The 17,456-nt window shown below is 43.3% G+C and carries 12 protein-coding genes and 1 riboswitch; of the genes, 5 read left to right on the top strand and 7 right to left on the bottom strand.

Going from position 1 to position 17,456, the window contains the following annotated elements:
- Positions 1–50: 50 nt before the first annotated feature.
- Together radA and K6V30_RS01620 are read right to left on the bottom strand one after the other, a co-directional pair.
- Positions 51–1,418, bottom strand: coding sequence for a DNA repair protein RadA (radA, locus tag K6V30_RS01625; RefSeq protein ID WP_010535418.1), 1,368 nt, complete (start codon positions 1,416–1,418; stop codon positions 51–53).
- Positions 1,419–1,504: 86 nt separating this feature from the next.
- On the bottom strand, positions 1,505–2,542 hold the full coding sequence (locus tag K6V30_RS01620) for an asparaginase (protein ID WP_055270480.1): 1,038 nt from the start codon (positions 2,540–2,542) through the stop codon (positions 1,505–1,507).
- A gap of 401 nt (positions 2,543–2,943) precedes the next feature.
- Here K6V30_RS01620 and thrA point away from each other — a divergent pair, with 401 nt between their 5' ends.
- The 5 genes from thrA (at position 2,944) to K6V30_RS01595 (ending at position 9,901) form a co-directional block, all read left to right on the top strand.
- Entirely contained in the window at positions 2,944–5,379 is a 2,436-nt protein-coding gene (thrA, locus tag K6V30_RS01615) for a bifunctional aspartate kinase/homoserine dehydrogenase I (RefSeq protein ID WP_010535416.1), read from the top strand.
- 94 nt (positions 5,380–5,473) lie between these two features.
- Complete coding sequence (locus K6V30_RS01610) at positions 5,474–6,682, top strand: cofactor-independent phosphoglycerate mutase (protein ID WP_055270478.1); 1,209 nt, start codon at positions 5,474–5,476, stop codon at positions 6,680–6,682.
- Between the two features lie 88 nt (positions 6,683–6,770).
- Positions 6,771–8,072, top strand: a complete 1,302-nt coding sequence (gene thrC / locus K6V30_RS01605) for a threonine synthase (RefSeq protein ID WP_010535414.1) — start codon at positions 6,771–6,773, stop codon at positions 8,070–8,072.
- A gap of 602 nt (positions 8,073–8,674) precedes the next feature.
- Positions 8,675–9,385: a hypothetical protein gene (locus K6V30_RS01600; RefSeq protein ID WP_055270476.1), complete on the top strand. Its 711-nt coding sequence runs from the start codon at positions 8,675–8,677 to the stop codon at positions 9,383–9,385.
- Between the two features lie 6 nt (positions 9,386–9,391).
- Entirely contained in the window at positions 9,392–9,901 is a 510-nt protein-coding gene (locus tag K6V30_RS01595; RefSeq protein WP_010535412.1) for a WG repeat-containing protein, read from the top strand.
- Between the two features lie 34 nt (positions 9,902–9,935).
- Here K6V30_RS01595 and K6V30_RS01590 read toward each other — a convergent pair whose 3' ends face one another.
- The 5 genes from K6V30_RS01590 to K6V30_RS01570 form a co-directional block, all read right to left on the bottom strand.
- Positions 9,936–10,571 carry a thiamine diphosphokinase gene (locus tag K6V30_RS01590; protein ID WP_010535411.1) on the bottom strand — a complete coding sequence of 212 codons (636 nt, stop codon included), beginning with the start codon at positions 10,569–10,571 and terminating at the stop codon, positions 9,936–9,938.
- Positions 10,568–11,176 carry a nicotinamide riboside transporter PnuC gene (pnuC, locus tag K6V30_RS01585; protein WP_055270474.1) on the bottom strand — a complete coding sequence of 203 codons (609 nt, stop codon included), beginning with the start codon at positions 11,174–11,176 and terminating at the stop codon, positions 10,568–10,570. The genes K6V30_RS01590 and pnuC overlap by 4 nt, the downstream gene beginning before the upstream one ends.
- Position 11,177: 1 nt before the next feature.
- Positions 11,178–11,274, bottom strand: a riboswitch (TPP riboswitch).
- Between the two features lie 140 nt (positions 11,275–11,414).
- Positions 11,415–12,311 carry a BT_3044 domain-containing protein gene (locus K6V30_RS01580; RefSeq protein ID WP_055270472.1) on the bottom strand — a complete coding sequence of 299 codons (897 nt, stop codon included), beginning with the start codon at positions 12,309–12,311 and terminating at the stop codon, positions 11,415–11,417.
- A gap of 54 nt (positions 12,312–12,365) precedes the next feature.
- Complete coding sequence (locus K6V30_RS01575) at positions 12,366–14,345, bottom strand: RagB/SusD family nutrient uptake outer membrane protein (RefSeq protein ID WP_055270470.1); 1,980 nt, start codon at positions 14,343–14,345, stop codon at positions 12,366–12,368.
- Between the two features lie 12 nt (positions 14,346–14,357).
- The gene (locus K6V30_RS01570; RefSeq protein ID WP_010535407.1) at positions 14,358–17,441 is read right to left on the bottom strand and encodes a SusC/RagA family TonB-linked outer membrane protein; all 3,084 of its coding nucleotides are present in this window, start codon (positions 17,439–17,441) and stop codon (positions 14,358–14,360) included.
- Positions 17,442–17,456: the final 15 nt, after the last annotated feature.

The raw sequence follows: 17,456 nt of genomic DNA, 5'->3' as shown, positions 1-17,456 counted from the left end.
TGTGTACCTGTTAGTTTGTGAACGGGCAACAGCTGGTTGCCCATCCGGACTTATCCGAAGAGTGCTCTGAATGCTTCTTCTACCTTTCTGACAGGTACTAATTCTATTTTTAGTTTTTGGGTATCAATCCCTTGCAGATTGTATTTAGGAAGCAGGAATCGTTTGAATCCTAACTTTTCCGCTTCTCCGATGCGTTGCTCTATTCGGTTTACGGGGCGTATCTCTCCCGACAGCCCTATTTCTCCCGCCATACAAACTTCCGGTTCGATAGCGGCATCCATATTGGAAGATAGGATTGCGCTGATCACTGCCAGGTCGATAGCGGGATCGTTCACTTTCAATCCTCCGGCAATATTCAGAAATACATCTTTCTGTGCGAGCTTGAATCCGACACGCTTTTCAAGAACAGCCAGCAGCATATTCATTCTTCGTATATCGAATCCGGTTGCCGACCGTTGGGGATTTCCATAAACGGCGGAACTTACCAGTGCCTGTGTCTCGATCAGGAACGGGCGTACCCCTTCGATAGCCGAAGCAATAGCTACTCCGCTCATGCCTTCATGATCCTGACTTAACAGCAGTTCCGAAGGATTGCTGACTTGGCGTAACCCGTCCTGACGCATTTCGTAAATGCCCAGTTCGGCGGTACTTCCGAAACGGTTTTTGATGCTTCGCAAAATGCGGTACATATAATGCTGATCTCCTTCAAATTGGAGAACGGTATCTACAATATGCTCCAACACTTTTGGACCTGCAATGCTGCCTTCCTTGTTAATATGCCCGATGAGCAGGACCGGTGTATGTGTTTCCTTTGCGAAACGGAGAATCGATGCCGAACATTCTCTTACCTGGGCAATACTTCCGGGAGAGGATTCTATGTTTTCAGTGGAAATAGTCTGTATGGAGTCGATGATAACTAAATCAGGATTTGTGTTCTTGATATGAACATAGATATGTTCAAGTGAAGTTTCGCATACGATGAAGCAGTCGCTGGAAACATCAGAAAGACGGTCGGCACGCAGTTTCAGCTGCCGTGCGCTTTCTTCACCGGATACATAGAGAATCTTCTTGTCCGGCATACGCAATACGGTCTGCATGACGAGTGTCGATTTTCCGATTCCCGGTTCGCCACCGATCAAAACCAGGGAGCCGGGGACAAGTCCTCCGCCCAATACACGATTCAGTTCTTCATCATGCATATTGATACGTGGTTCATCATCCGCTTCTATCTCACTAAGGATTATTGGTTTTGCTTTCTGCGTTTCGATGCCCGATACCGGTCGGCGGTTGGTCGGTTCTTTCCGTACGATCTCTTCTACATACGTATTCCATTCTCCGCACGACGGGCACTTGCCCACCCACTTCGGTGAATCCTGCCCGCAGTTACTGCATACATATACGGTCTTTTCTTTTGCCATTGAGATTCCTTTCTTCTTGTAGGGTACAAAAATAGGGATAATTTATTAGAAATAAGTTATCCCTGCCTAATAGAAATAGATGAAGCTTACAGAGTGATCTCTCCCGCTATCGACCGGTTCATGTGATCGCGGACTTCATCCGGTGTATATCCGTGTCCTAATAAGAACATCAGTTTGGTTACAGCTGATTCTGTTGTACTGTCATATCCGGAGACGACTCCTGCCTGCAACAGCTGGTATCCCGTTTCGTAACGTTCCATTTCCACCATTCCGGCGTTGCACTGGGTTACATTTACAATCACAATCCCTTGTGCGCTGGCTTGGCAGAGCCTGCGGATAAACCACTCTTTACGTGGTGCATTGCCGGAGCCATATGTTTCGAGTACGACGGCCTTTAAACCTTTCGTTCCTAAAATCGTGGCTATCACGTTCTCCTGAATACCGGGAAATAGTTTAAGTACGGCTATATTCGTATCCAATAAATAATGTGGCATTAATTCCTGCCTGCTCTTATTAACATGGATATGTACATTATTGTATTTAATGTGAATACCCGCTTCTGCCAGTACCGGATAGTTGAATGAACGGAATGCGTTGAAGTTTTCCGCATTCATTTTCGTCGTCCGATTCCCCCGCATTAGATGATTCTCGAAGAAGATACAGACTTCCGGAACCACTGCTTTCCCGTCTTTATCTTGTGCAGCGGCAATTTCGATACTCGTCATCAGATTTTCCTTTCCATCCGTGCGGAGTACCCCTATCGGAAGCTGAGATCCTGTGAGGATAACCGGTTTATCCAGTCCTTCCAGCATAAAGCTCAGGGCTGAGGCAGTATAAGCCATCGTATCCGTGCCATGCAGGATAACGAATCCATGATAGCGGTCGTAGTTCTCATGAATGATGCGTACCAGCTTTCTCCACATATCAGGTTCCATGTCCGAAGAGTCCATTGGTGGATCAAACTGATAAGTGTCAATCGGGAAGTTGAATTTTTGCAATTCGGGGACATGTCTCTGGAGTTGCTCGAAGTTGAAGCTCTCCAATGCGCCTGTTGCGGTGTTTTCAATCATTCCAATTGTTCCACCGGTGTATATTAACAATACGGAAGTATTTAACGGGGTCATATGCTGGTTTTATGCTGTTGTTTTTGCAAATATAATAATATAAACGATATATGGATAGCAAAATGTCATAAAAGTGAAGGGCTTTTATCGGCTGGGAAAGAGACACGATGTTCTTTTTATCAGAAAAAAACCGAAAAAAGTGATAGATTGAACGTTTTTATTATTACTTTTGCGACACTTATCAAAAACAATGGTAGAAACAGAGACTATGATGAAGTACTATCCACATACAGTCACATCCATGTGTACCATGACCCTTTGGGGTTAATGGATAGTATTTGTGTATCTACGTGATTCACGCCTGTGTAAGTAGGCAAAACTCAATTTTAATTTTTTTCGTAAACAACCAATCACCCTGTAATAACTATACTCGAGGGGATTGTATTTAAATATGTATCTTCATGAAAGTAATGAAATTCGGCGGAACATCCGTAGGTTCCGTGAACAGCATTTTAAGTGTAAAGAGAATTGTAGAGTCGGCCGGCGAGCCGGTAATTGTAGTTGTTTCCGCATTGGGAGGCATCACTGACAAACTGATTAATACATCGAAGATGGCGGCAGCCGGAGATTCGGCTTACGAAGGTGAGTTCCGTGAAATTGTCTATCGTCATGTAGAGATGATTAAGGAAGTGATTCCTGCCGGAGCCGGGCAAGTGGCATTGCAGCGTCAGATTGGCGAATTGCTGAATGAGTTGAAGGATATTTTCCAGGGTATTTACCTGATCAGAGACCTTTCTCCGAAAACATCGGATACCATTGTCAGCTATGGCGAGCGTCTTTCTTCCATCATCGTAGCTGAACTGATTGATGGGGCAAAATGGTTTGATTCACGTACTTTTATCAAGACTGAAAAGAAACATAACAAACATACGATCGATGCGGACCTGACTAATCAGTTAGTAAAAGAGACTTTCCATTCCATTCCGAAAGTATCGTTGGTGCCCGGATTTATTTCTTCGGATAAGGTGTCGGGAGATGTAACTAACCTTGGTCGTGGTGGTTCGGATTATACAGCTGCCATTATTGCCGCAGCGCTCGATGCTAACAGTCTGGAGATATGGACGGATGTGGACGGCTTCATGACTGCTGATCCGCGTGTGATTTCAACTGCTTATACTATTTCCGAACTGAGCTATGTAGAAGCAACCGAACTTTGCAACTTTGGTGCGAAAGTGGTTTATCCGCCGACGATCTATCCGGTATGTCATAAGAATATTCCTATTATTATAAAGAATACATTCAATCCCGACGGAGTAGGAACTGTTATTAAACAAGAAACTTCCAATCCGCAGAGCAAGGCTATTAAAGGTATTTCTTCTATCAACGATACGAGTCTGATCACGGTTCAGGGTCTGGGTATGGTTGGTGTGATCGGCGTAAACTATCGCATCTTCAAGGCCTTGGCAAAGAATGGAATCAGTGTGTTCCTCGTTTCGCAGGCTTCATCCGAAAACAGTACTTCTATCGGTGTCCGTAACGCTGATGCCGATCTGGCTTGTGAAGTGCTGAACGAGGAATTTGCGAAAGAGATCGAGATGGGAGAGATTTCTCCGATCCTTGCAGAGAGAAATCTGGCTACGGTTGCTATCGTTGGCGAGAATATGAAGCATACACCGGGTATTGCAGGTAAGCTTTTCGGTACGCTGGGACGTAATGGTATCAATGTTATCGCTTGTGCGCAGGGAGCTTCGGAAACCAACATTTCTTTTGTTGTCGATTCCAAATCGTTGCGTAAATCTCTGAACGTTATCCATGACTCCTTCTTCCTGTCCGAATATCAGGTATTGAACCTCTTTATCTGTGGTATTGGTACGGTTGGCGGTAGCCTGGTAGAGCAGATCCGTTGCCAGCAGCAGAAACTGATGGTGGAGAACGGACTGAAATTGCATGTCGTAGGTATCATCGATGCAGCGAAAGCAATGTTCAGCCGTGAGGGATTTGACCTGGCTAATTTCCGTGAAGAACTGCAAGTGAAAGGTAAGGACAGCAATCTGCAGACCATCCGTGACGAAATAGTCGGAATGAATATCTTCAATTCCGTATTCGTCGATTGTACGGCAAGTCCTGACATTGCATCGCTTTACAAAGACCTTCTGCAACACAATGTTTCCGTAGTGGCAGCCAATAAGATCGCGGCATCTTCGGCTTACGAAAACTATCGCGAACTGAAAACGATTGCCCGTCAACGTGGTGTGAAATACCTGTTTGAGACAAACGTAGGTGCGGGACTTCCGATTATCAACACCATCAATGACCTGATTCATAGTGGTGACAAGATACTGAAGATTGAAGCGGTACTTTCGGGTACATTGAACTATATCTTTAATAAGATCAGCGCTGACATTCCTTTCAGCCGCACCATCAAGATGGCACAGGAAGAACGTTATTCCGAACCGGACCCGCGTATCGACCTGAGTGGAAAAGACGTGATCCGTAAACTGGTGATTCTGGCGCGTGAAGCCGGATACCGCATCGAACAGGAAGACGTAGAAAAGAATCTCTTCGTTCCGAACGACTTCTTCGAAGGTTCGTTGGATGACTTCTGGAAACGGGTGCCGAGTCTCGATGCAGACTTTGAAGCCCGTCGTCAGGTATTGGAGAAAGAACATAAGCATTGGCGTTTTGTAGCCAAACTGGAAGACGGAAAAGCTTCTGTCGGACTTCAGGAAGTGGGTGCCAACCATCCTTTCTACGGACTGGAAGGCAGCAACAACATCATCTTGCTGACTACGGAACGCTATAAAGAATATCCGATGATGATTCAAGGATACGGCGCCGGTGCCGGAGTAACGGCTGCCGGAGTATTCGCTGACATTATGAGTATCGCCAACGTTTAATTTAAATGAAGAACTAAAAATGAAGAATTACTATGCAGCATAATGGCACAGACAATTCTTCATTCATCATTCTTCATTCTTAATTTCTAAAGAAGTGAAGCATATTATTATATTGGGAGACGGAATGGCCGACTGGCCAGTGAAGTCATTAGGGGACAAGACGCTCCTGCAATATGCGAAGACGCCTTATATGGATAAATTAGCCCGCATGGGGCGCAATGGTCGTTTGATTACCGTTGCCGAAGGTTTCCATCCGGGTAGTGAGGTTGCCAATATGTCTGTGTTGGGGTATAATCTTCCGAAAGTATACGAGGGACGCGGACCGCTCGAAGCTGCCAGTATCGGCGTAGACCTGAAGCCGGGAGAGATGGCAATGCGTTGTAATCTGATTTGTGTGGAAGGAGAGATTCTGAAGAATCACTCTTCCGGACATATATCTACAGAGGAGGCAGATGTGCTGATTCAGTATCTGCAAGAGAAATTGGGAAATGATCGCGTACGTTTTCATACGGGAGTTCAGTATCGACATCTGCTGGTGATCAAAGGCGGTAATAAAGAGTTGGATTGTACTCCTCCGCACGATGTTCCTTTGAAACCTTTCCGTCCGTTGATGGTGAAGCCTTCAGTGCCGGAGGCTCAGGAAACGGCAGACCTTATCAATGACCTTATTCTTCAATCACAGGAATTGCTGAAGAATCATCCGTTAAATCTGAAGCGGATTGCCGAAGGCAAAGATCCGGCCAATAGTATCTGGCCTTGGAGCCCCGGCTATCGTCCGCAGATGCCCACTTTCTCCGAAACTTTCCCGCAAGTAAAGAAAGGAGCTGTTATCTCGGCTGTTGACTTGATTAACGGAATCGGATATTATGCCGGCTTGCGTCGCATCGCAGTGGAGGGGGCAACCGGACTGTATAATACAAATTACGAGAATAAAGTAGCTGCCGCTCTGGAAGCTCTGAAGACGGATGACTTCGTCTATCTCCATATCGAAGCCAGTGATGAGGCTGGACATGAAGGGGATATAGACTTGAAACTTCTGACAATAGAGAATCTCGACAAACGTGCGGTCGGACCTATCTATGAGGCTGTGAAAGACTGGGACGAGCCGGTGGCGATTGCTGTATTGCCCGATCATCCTACTCCTTGTGAACTTCGTACCCATACTTCCGAGCCTATACCATTCCTTATCTGGTATCCGGGTATCGAACCGGATGAGGTACAGACATACGATGAGGTATCGGCATGCAATGGCAGTTACGGTGTGTTGAAAGAAGACGAATTTATAAAAGAGTTCATGAAATAACGCTTCGTCACAGATTATGCAGATTGCCCGCCGGACATTGAAATCTGTATGGAACTGCGTAGTCTGTGATGAATAAAAATATGATCTAATGAAATACTATAGTACGAATAAACAGGCGCCGATGGCTTCTCTGCAAGAAGCCGTAGTAAAAGGGCTTGCCGCTGACAGAGGGCTTTTCATGCCTATGACTATCAAGCCGCTTCCTCAGGATTTTTACGATACGATTGACAGCCTTTCTTTTCAGGAAATCGCTTACCGTGTAGCCGATGCCTTCTTTGGTGAAGACGTTCCCGCTGATACACTGAAACAGATTGTGTATGATACATTGAGCTTTGATGTTCCGTTGGTGAAGGTGGCGGACAACATTTATTCTCTGGAACTTTTCCACGGACCTACACTGGCTTTCAAAGATGTAGGCGGTCGTTTCATGGCACGTTTGCTGGGATACTTCATCAAGAAAGAAGGACAGAAGGATGTAAACGTACTGGTAGCGACCTCCGGTGATACAGGGAGTGCCGTTGCCAACGGTTTTCTGGGTGTGGAAGGTATTCATGTGTATGTGCTTTATCCGAAGGGGAAAGTCAGCGAGATACAGGAAAAGCAATTCACTACTTTAGGACAGAATATCACTGCTCTCGAAGTGGACGGAACGTTTGACGATTGCCAGGCGTTGGTAAAAGCTGCTTTCATGGATAAGGAATTGAACGAACATCTGTCGCTGACCTCCGCCAATTCTATCAATGTGGCTCGTTTTCTGCCGCAGGCATTCTATTATTTCTATGCCTATGCCCAGCTGAAGCGTGCCGGAAAAGCCGATAATGCAGTGATTTGTGTACCTAGCGGAAACTTTGGTAACATCACAGCCGGCTTGTTTGGAAAGAAGATGGGCTTGCCTGTCAAACGTTTTATTGCTGCCAACAATCGCAACGATATATTTTATCAATACCTGCAAACAGGTAAATATAATCCCCGGCCATCCATCGCAACTATCGCTAATGCTATGGACGTAGGTGACCCGAGTAACTTTGCCCGTGTGCTTGATCTGTATGGCGGTTCTCATGCTGAGATTTCTGCTGAGATTTCGGGAACTACCTATACTGACGAACAGATTCGCGAAACAGTGAAGGAAACTTGGAAAGAACATCATTACTTGCTCGATCCTCATGGGGCATGCGGCTATCGCGCTTTGCAAGAAGGATTGAAACCGGGTGAAACGGGAGTATTTCTCGAAACAGCTCACCCTGCTAAATTTCTGGAAACAGTAGAAGGTATTATCGGTGAAGCGGTAGAGATACCGGCCAAGCTGCAGGAGTTTATGAAAGGGGAGAAGAAGAGCTTGCCAATGACGAAGGAATTTGCAGACTTCAAGAAGTATCTGCTTACTATTTGATCCTGTTGCTCAAGCAAATATCCTTAGAAATAATAGATTTTCCGCTGTTACCTATAAGTGTATATCTTCTTAGGTAACAGCGGATTTATTATACTCTGAATCGAACAAAAATTAAATTCTATATCCCTCCTAATGATTTGAAAGCTGTTTTTGCTCTCATTGTAGTGTATCTTCAAAGAGTTTCATGCCTTGAAACAAATGGTTTCAAGTAATGAAACTTTTAGTTTCAAGGCATGAAACACTTTGTTCCAACGGTTGAAACTGATATTGGAATCAGGGCTGATCAATTACTCCATATTTACTAACTTGTCTGTCTGTGTATACGTTGTCGATCTGTTATTATGCTTCATTACGAATCGGAAAAGAATATATTTAGGCACGGATTACACGGATTAACACGGTTGTTTTACGTAATCATAGCACTAAAACCGTGAAATCCGTGTAATCCGTGCCTAATCCTCAATTTATAATTCAGTTCATTTCTGTGCGGAAATGAATCAAATACTTCTATTTTTTGTGACTTGATTTATTGCAAAACCGGTATGGATTTAGTAGCTTTGTAAGTGAACACAAATGGGATATTTTATTCTAAAATAGTTAATATGGATCAAATTGTTGAAGTAAAATACGACTCTCAATTTAATCAGATTGAGAATCTGACATGGTATCCTTGGGTAGGTAAGGACTATGAGGATGGTAAACGTAGGATTTTAATTGTAGGAGAATCTCATTACATCGACGAAGATATTGAAGATGAGGGAAAACTGAGGGAACAGGAGGTAAAAGTAGATAAATATCATACGAGAAATTGTTTGTATGAAGTATTGGTAGATAAATCATGGTGTAATAGAACCTACCCTAATTTAATGGAGGCATTATGTGACCGAGGGATAATTTCTGAAGATAAATTGGTGTTGTCGAAAATTGCATATTATAATTTTATCCAAAGACAATTGGATTATACCACTGCACCTAAGGAACGTCCCAATCTTGATGATTATGAAATAGCTTGGGAACTCTTTTTGAAAATTGTCGATATATTACATCCTACTGATTGTATCTTTGTTGGGATAGAGTCTTCGCAGCTGTTTGAAAGCACGATGGCCAAATATAAGATTCAATATTCAGAGATTGATATATTAGAAAAAATTAATAGAGTTTACCCAAGGAAAATGTCCATTAATATGAACCCTAACTATAGTGTTAATATTGTATTTATGAAGCATTCGTCTTGTTATTTTAGTCCAGGGAAATGGTATGAGTTTCTAACAAAACAAATACCGGAAGCAATGGAATGGATCAATTCAAAATAATTAGAAATGATGATTATCGATACCTATCCTTTTATCAATGGGAAAGCTGTTGTGTGGGTAAAAGATTCTGTATTTACGGAAGATAATTCTCCTGTTGTAGCAAAATGTGGATTAATTAACAATATAGATGAGTTTATTATTCCTCCGATATATGATAATATCCAATATATCGGAACTGATACGGTTGCTGTAAATATTGGTTTCAAGGAAGGGAAAAAATATCAGTATTCTGGAAGATGGGGAATTGTTGATTTGAACAATCAGATTCTTGTGCCCTTAAAATATACGGATATGATATGTTGGGAAGATGGCATAATGTTCTCTGCAGAATATAGGAGGAAGTGGGGTGTCATTAATATAAAGGGTGAAGTAATTATTCCTTTTAAGTTCGACTGGATATCATGGCCTGATAAAAATGGGAATATTCCTGCCTGTAAAGCAGGAAAGTATGGATGCCTTAATATGAAAGGTAATGTCATCCTTCCATTTGTTTACGATTCTGTCACTTTTAAATAGTAAAAGTGCGGCATCGTACAGGAATGAATAAATATTATAGATAATCAGAAATTACGAGGAATACTAAATATTCTCCCGTGCAATAAATGCTAAACTCTTCTGCTATAGCTTCATTCAATGTGCCTTGCCACCAATTAGTAAAGTCACTAAGAGGATAAACCAATCCTTTTCCTTTCAATCCTTTAGCACCGAAATTGATAATAGAGACTTGCTGTCCGGGATGTGAAGCGAAAGTTTGTGTATCTTGTGCAGGAATAAATATACCGTAGTCAGTTATCATCCGTACTTCCATACCACTTCTCATATACTCCATGAGTAGGCTGATGTTTCCTAATGTATGGTCTTCCCGTTTGCCGGTAGCACCTACGATGGCGATTTTCCGTATGCCTTTACTTTGCAGATAATGAACAGCTTTGGTCTGATCATTCGTCTCCTGATCCGGAATTTGATGGATAATAGAAGAAAAACGCTTTTTATATTCTGGTAGAAGCGAGTCTCCGTCTCCTATAATTATATCAGGAGTATGTCCACGCGAAATATATTCGTTGGCGGCTCCATCACAACAAACTACATATTTGGCATCTGCCAAAACTTGTAAAGGGAGTGGATGGACAGGATATTCGCCGTTGGCAAGTATCACGGCTTCGTGTGTATAGTGTTCGTTTATCATTGTATGCTCATTAATTTTTTCCATTTGAAGTAGCCAAAGATAGCTATAATGGAGTAAAGTCCGTACAATACGGAGGTGAAATAGAGATCTTTATAAATATATAGTCCGCAACAGACGATGTCGACAAGAATCCAGGCAAACCATTGCTCAATGTATTTGCGTGCCAGCATCCACATTCCGACAATGCTCAACGCTGTTGTGAAGCTGTCCAGCCACGGAACGTTACTGTCTGTGTATTCGATAAGTATCCAGGCAATGCCGACGAAAGACACGATAAACACTAGAAGCAGTGGCAGGTAACATTTCCATGGGGTATGTACAATCGGAAGGTCTTTCGGTTTCTCTGTCGTTTGCCCGTCAGTTGTCAGTTGGCTTTTCTTTTTCCGGTGTCCCCACATCCAGAAGAACCATCCGTAGATGGCAGCTATCAGATAGTAAATGTTGATGCCGAAGTCGGCATACAGTCCTGCGTCGTAATAAACAAAGATATAAATGGCCGGCATGATGATGCCCGCCAGCCACAGATAGATACTGGCGCGATACTCCAGCCACAGGTAGATAATGCCAATAAACGTACCGAATATCTCCAGATAATTCATTTCCATATTTGCTTATTTATTCGTTCTCTACGCCGGCATTACCCGGATCAGATTCTATGGGTATGTTCTCAGCCTGTCATGTTAGGGCACCCCTATTGCGTGAATCGGCGGTAAAATTACGAATTTAGCAGAAGGAAAACAAGGAATCATGTAAAAACAAGTCTTCCGTTAAAAAACGAAGAGGAGATTTCAACGGCATTTTTGTGATGCCGTGAAATCTCCTCTTCTACTCATTTGTCGTGTATTATAAAACTTCTTTTTCTTTAGTCAGTTGCTCTTCATATATCGTGTTACCGATTGTATATTTGAGGCTGAACTTTTTGGCGGTTGTGTTGTAGGTACTTTCTCCTGAGTCGACAATTGCCGGTCCGTTTTCAGCATCCCATGCTTTGACCGAAACTTTCTTCACATCATTAGTGCCTTCCACTATCTGATCCGTGATGGTCAGTTCTATTGTACCCGTTTGGATATCAGCCTTCTCGTCGCTCTCGTTGTTCATGGCATAGAATAGTCTGACGGTGTTGACTCCGGTAGGCTTAATCGTTTTAGGCTTCTGAATCGTCTTCGGAGTTTCTCCTTCTAAAGTGGTATGTCCACTCATCTGGTAATTGCCCGAATAGTCATTCTTTAATTTTAATAGAACCAACATTTTACACCCGGATGTACTTATCGGATATCCTGTTGTACTTTCTATTTCGACGGGGATGACGTATGACTGGTCAATCTTCAGACTTGCTGTCTTTATCAACACAGGAACTTCGGCGGAAATACCTTCAGCGTGCTTGATTACCGTATTCTCCAAAGAAGGAATGGAATATAAATCAGTATCCAGTGATTTATAATATTTGTCCTCATTCAGAACGGTCCAGTATTTTTTATTGTAAATATCTACCAACTCTTCGTTGATCTTCATTTTTACGTTCACATCTCGGTCTAATGCTAATGTACCGGAACTGCTGACCGTGAAATAAGTTTTCACTTCTTCGTTACTGTAACTTACTTCTGTGGTCCATACTCGGTTGTAAGCACCGATCAGGTAGATTTCTTTCTGATATTGTTCTTTGTCAAGCAGGTCTTTTTCACAAGAAGTGATGGAGAGCGTTAATAAAGAACAGACCACTAGTTTGTATATTGATCTCATTATATGTTCAATTTTATATGATTAATAATCAGTTATATGATGGAAAGGGGAAAGTTACCAATCTCCGAATCCGTCCCATCCTGGATTTTGTTTCAGTTTGGCATTTTTATCCAATACGGCTCTCGGAATAGGATAGAAGTACATCTTCCTGTCAAAGCTGCGTAATGCATACTTATGAACTACATTGACAACAGTATAGAATTGGTCTCTTTCGGTCGTCTTCTTGGTAACGTCCATACCTTGTACCGGTTTGTTTTCTTCTGTTTCTGCTAGTCCCCAACGACGCAGGTCATGATATCTTCTTCCTTCGCACGCAAATTCGATCATACGTTCGCGGATGATTAACTGACGCATCTTCACTTGATCGGCGGCATCGGCAAGGGTGATGCCCGGCAATCCGGCACGGTAACGAATCATGTTGAAGTAGTACATGATTTCCTCCGGATTATACAAAACATGATAAGTGGTGTTATCTGCCGCTTCCGTATATTCCGGTTTTCCTTTCAGTTCATTCAATGCTTCTACATAGTTCAACAGTATTTCCGCATATCTGAATACAGGGAATGTTTTCGGTTTTATTTTAGCACCTGTATGACTGGTACAGTTATCCTCCGGATGGATATATTTCTTTAGAGTATATCCCGTTAAGTTATAGTCTTCTGGATTGGCAGCCTGTTTTGCACAGTTGCCATTCACGTAATATCCTGCTGTAAAGTTAGTCACGTTGGGAGCTTCGGTTCCTGTTACCGAAGTTGCGGGCCAGAAACATTCACAGAATCCGATAGATGCGTAGAAACGCGGTTCGCGGTCCAGATACATTTTGGCAACGGTTGGTCTCAGCTCATATCCTGTGGCGATGGTAGGTACAGTACCCGCTTCTTCATAATAATCAGGTTGTTGCACATAATCTTCTCCATCTTTCATGTAGTAGGCATCTATGAGTTTCTGAGTGATTCCTAAGCCGTTCCATCCTCCCAGTTTCAACGGGAAGGCGATTGAAATGATGTTGTTGTTCAAGGGAGTAGCATAAATAAGTTCAGGGTTTTTCACAGCCAGTGCTTCTCCATTGAACATGTCTATATACGAATGGTAAGGATCGATTCCTCCTACTCCTAACGGAAATTCCGCTTGTGACGCCTGAGAGGATGCATACGTGTTTTCATCGCTGGGTACAGTGTATAATGAGTAAATACCGCTATCGATAATTCTCTTGGAGGCAGCAGCTGATTTCGCCCATTTCACCGGGTCATATTGCTGGGCTATCATGTTTCGTCCGTCGGAAGTGGTCCAGTCGGCATAATATTGATTGCCGTTGTACCACTTGGAAGCTTGGTAAAGCCGGACACGTGACATGAGGGCGGCTGCCGCATATTTGGTAGGACGTTCGAACTGAGTGCTCGGGCGCGTCGGGTCCAGTAGACTGTAAGCTTCTTCGAGGTCTTTGCAGATATATTCCACACATTCATCGTACGTGTTACGTTCGAATGACAAGTTTTCAATGTTTTCATCTACCGACAGCGGCTCTTCGGGAAGGATGACTGCCGGTCCGTAAAGCTCCAACAGATAGAAATAGAAGGAAGCTCTCATGAAATGAGTCAAACCCATAATTTCACGTCTGTCCAATCCTTTCAGGTCTTTGCATTCATCGATGCGGGTGAAGATAGTGTTACACTTACGGATACCTTTGTAGTATTGTCCCCACATGTTGTAGTAAGAATCGTTCTGCGTAATTTTGTCTGCATACAAGTAGGTACCGGCGTACTCAGCTTTCTGCCATGACAGAAGGACTTCATCTACCGCAGTCTCGTAAGGACCGTAGGAACCGGAAAACAAGTTGCCTTGAGCGGGCATTAATGCCGCAGTTCCCCACACATAACGCTCCAGATAATCTTGTCTGGCAAAGATGGAGTCGAGTGGAGTCAGGTCGTTAAAGTATTCATCAACTGCCAGATAGTTGCATGAAGTCAGCATGAACGGGATGATTCCCAGTGTCGTGCATAGAATATGAAGGCTTTTCTTTAATATCTTTTTCATAATAGTTTTCAATTAGAACGTAGCTGTTAACTGTAAAGAGAAGGTACGCTGTAGCGGATATACGGCGCCGTTTTTAGATGCCTGTCCCGGATCCCATAGTTTCACTGAATCCCATACTGCCAGATTCTGTCCGACAAATTGCAGATTCATATCACTGATGCCCACTGTCCTTAGTACTTTATTCGTTCCGATACGATAGGAAATATCCAATGATTTCCAACGCAGGTAAGAACCATCTGCCAGCCAGAAAGTAGAAGCACGGTTATTGTTCTTATTCTCTCCGTAAGTCAGGCGCGGGAAACGTGCATTCGGGTTTTCTGTAGAAGGATCCCCTGAATACCATGCCGGTGTCCAACGATTCTTCGGGTCGTTTACGATGGATAGAATGTTGCCGACTTCTCCGCCTGAGAAGGGATAGAATCCGGAACCGCCGTATAAGAAGTTAACTTTGGCTGCTCCAGTGAATAAAGCACTGATAGTCCATCTTTTATATCTGTACTCCAGTGCAAAACCGTATTGAATTTGCGGTACATTGGAGTGTGCAATAGGAACAATATCGTCATCGTCAATTTTTCCGTCAGCGTTCACGTCTTTATAGCGGATATCTCCGGGGCGTACTTCGCCGTATGTCTGTTTCGGGCTTCGGTTGATTTCATCCTGATTTTGAAATAAGCCTAATGCAACCAAACCGCGCATAACACCATAATTTACATCGCTATACGATTGGTAAGGGTAGCGCACCGCATCTTGGTCCCAATGTACAACTTTGCTGACAGCATATGTCATGTTGGCACGCACCGTGAAAGAGTTGTCTTCGTTTATTTTCTGGTTCAGGTAAATGTTACCATCTATACCGCTACTGCGCATACGTCCTACGTTGGTATATGGGTTGGTCACGACGCCTACTTCCGAAGGCATCATTTTTCTTTCCTGAAAAATATTATCACGAGTGTCTCTGAAGATATCTACCGTTCCACCTATTTTATCATTGAGAAATTGGAAGTCGATACCCAGGTTATATTTCTTGGCTACCTCCCAATGTAAGTTGTTGGCTCCGATTTGTTTTTCTGTCAATCCATTGGAACCCCAACGACTACCACCTCCAAAGTTAATCAACGTCAGATATGGGAACCGACGTCCACCACCGATCTGATCGTTACCAACTTCACCATAAGAAGCTCTGATCTTCAAAAAGTTGAGCCATCCTGCATGATTCTGCATAAATTCGTATTGGGTCGGGATCCATCCTAAGGCTATTGCAGGGAACAAACCGAATTGTTTGCCCGGTTCAAAGTTTTCGGAACCGGTGTATCCTACGTTTCCTTCTATCAGATAAGCATCTTTATAAGAGTAAGTAGCTCTGGCAGATAATGCTTGATAACGTTTGGGAATAGATGAAATTTCATCATTTGCTTCGGTGGTTTCGGTGCTTTGCATATAGTAATGTATCAAACCGGTTACACGGTGTTCCTGATTGAAAAGTCTTTCATAGGCAAGTTGCGATTCGAAGTAATATCTCCGGTCACTGGCAGCACTCTTGGCGAATTGAATGTTGCTGGCTGATACCGTACGTTGTGTCATTAATGAACCGTCATTGTAACGGCCAAAGGCCTTGTATAGGTCCGGCATTTTGGAGCGGACTACGTTGTGTATATTGTTATTGTTATACGAGAACATTCCTCTGGCAGTCAAACCCTTGATCCATTTTCCGAAGTCTTGACGTAAGGTGAAATTGATGTTCATAGTGGTCCGGTTTCCCTTTTTAAATCCGGTATGGTTCAACAAGATATATGGTGAGATTTGTTCTCCGTTTTTCCCATAAGCAGGAAGCATTCCATTGGAATAACGTAAAGGCACCGTCAGGGGAGTCAGATAGGCTTGTGCGGCCCAGAGTGCGTCATTGTTAGTTCCGAATCCCGGTGCTCTGTCTTCTACAATAGCTCCGTCCATAGCCAATCCCATGATCGTCGATGAAGTTAGATTCATGTCTACCTTTGCGCGGAAATTATATTTAGCCCATTTGACATTCGTGTTGTATTTGTTAACTTTGTCTTGCTTGAAGATAGCATCTTTGAATGTACCTCCTACACTGACAAAATATCTGGCAACTTTTCCACCACCGGATACATTTAAATAGTGCTGATGATTAATAGTTACATCTTTCAGTATCTCTTTTTGCCAGTTAACGTTTGGATATAAGTCATTGTCCAGTCCTGCTTTAATAATCTCCAGTTCTGTCGGGCTATAAAGAGGGTCCATATTGCTTACCACTCGGGCTTCGTTTGCCAAGCTGGCATAATCGTATGCTTCCAGATATTCGGGCATACGGGGGGAATAAGAGAGAGTCATACTGCTTTTCCAGGTTACCTTGGTGCGACCTTCCTGACCGGAACGGGTCGTTACCAAAACAACGCCATTTGCACCACGTACACCATAAACGGCTGTTGCCGAAGCATCTTTCAAGATAGAGAAGCTCTCAATATCCGACGGGTCGAGGTCGTTGAGGTTTCCTTCAATACCGTCAATCAAAACCAGCGCAGACTGGTTGGCACCAAATGTGCTGATACCGCGAATCCAGAACTCAGAAACATCCTGCCCCGGTTCGCCGCTTCGGTCAACGGCTATAATACCGGGAACCACACCTCCCAGCATATTGGCTACGGAAGTTGACGGAGCACTGATGGCAGCCGGATTGACACTGGTGACAGCACCTACCACGCTGACTTTACGTTGTGTTCCCATACCTACAACAACTACTTCGTCCAATGATTCTGAGTCGGGCTCCAGAGATATACGCATCTTCTTATCGGTTTGAGCAACCACTATTTCTTTGCTTTTATATCCCATAAATGAAACAATCAGCGTTGTTTTTGGAGCTAATGATTTCATACTGAAGTTACCATCCATATCTGTTATAGTTCCGGTTTTTTCTTTCCCTTTTACAGATATGTTTGCACCCGGGAGCGGATCACCATGTTCATCTAACACGATTCCGGCAATTTGAATTGGTTCTTGTTGGGCCCATATCCCTTGTGTTGCATTTCCTGCCAATAGCAGAAAGAAACACAGGGTTAATTTAAAATATAGTGTTTTCATTTCTATTCCTTATTA

Origin of the sequence: Bacteroides faecis, from assembly GCF_020091505.1 — a bacterium.
GTDB classification, from domain to species: domain Bacteria; phylum Bacteroidota; class Bacteroidia; order Bacteroidales; family Bacteroidaceae; genus Bacteroides; species Bacteroides faecis.
Note: the sequence above shows the minus strand (reverse complement) of the source record. Positions and strands in the feature narration are given on the sequence as shown.

Coding starts and splice junctions, on each gene's coding strand:
- K6V30_RS01580 (WP_055270472.1), bottom strand. CDS start 12,311: ATGAGATCAATATACAAACTAGTGGTCTGTTCTTTATTAACGCTCTCC.
- K6V30_RS01570 (WP_010535407.1), bottom strand. CDS start 17,441: ATGAAAACACTATATTTTAAATTAACCCTGTGTTTCTTTCTGCTATTG.
- K6V30_RS01590 (WP_010535411.1), bottom strand. CDS start 10,571: ATGATAAACGAACACTATACACACGAAGCCGTGATACTTGCCAACGGC.
- thrC (WP_010535414.1), top strand. CDS start 6,771: ATGAAATACTATAGTACGAATAAACAGGCGCCGATGGCTTCTCTGCAA.
- thrA (WP_010535416.1), top strand. CDS start 2,944: ATGAAAGTAATGAAATTCGGCGGAACATCCGTAGGTTCCGTGAACAGC.
- K6V30_RS01620 (WP_055270480.1), bottom strand. CDS start 2,542: ATGACCCCGTTAAATACTTCCGTATTGTTAATATACACCGGTGGAACA.
- K6V30_RS01575 (WP_055270470.1), bottom strand. CDS start 14,345: ATGAAAAAGATATTAAAGAAAAGCCTTCATATTCTATGCACGACACTG.
- radA (WP_010535418.1), bottom strand. CDS start 1,418: ATGGCAAAAGAAAAGACCGTATATGTATGCAGTAACTGCGGGCAGGAT.
- K6V30_RS01595 (WP_010535412.1), top strand. CDS start 9,392: ATGATGATTATCGATACCTATCCTTTTATCAATGGGAAAGCTGTTGTG.
- K6V30_RS01600 (WP_055270476.1), top strand. CDS start 8,675: ATGGATCAAATTGTTGAAGTAAAATACGACTCTCAATTTAATCAGATT.
- pnuC (WP_055270474.1), bottom strand. CDS start 11,176: ATGGAAATGAATTATCTGGAGATATTCGGTACGTTTATTGGCATTATC.